General features: G+C 67.0%; 1 pseudogene. It reads left to right on the top strand.

What is annotated here, in order from left to right:
* A pseudogene (locus tag NKF06_RS20920) lies at positions 1-270 on the top strand (acetyl-coenzyme A synthetase); the annotation flags it as partial.

Here is a 270-nt window from a genome sequence, read left to right as displayed (position 1 = left end):
TCGTCACCTGCGACGGCTACTACCGCCGCGGCGACCCGCTCGACCACCTCGACAAAACCAACGAGGGACTCGACAGCGTCGACCACGGTGTGGACGCGACGGTCGTCGTCGACCGCCTCGGCGACGACGGCTTCGGTCACGACCTGAAGGGTAACCAGCACGACTGGGACGAACTCCTCGACGAACAGCGCGGCGAGCGCGTCGACCCCGTCGAACGCGACGCCGAAGACATGCTGTTCCTGATGTACACCTCGGGGACCACCGGCCAGC

Source organism: Haloferax sp. AB510, assembly GCF_024136985.1.
GTDB lineage: Archaea > Halobacteriota > Halobacteria > Halobacteriales > Haloferacaceae > Haloferax.
This window is presented reverse-complemented; position numbering and strand designations above follow the sequence as displayed.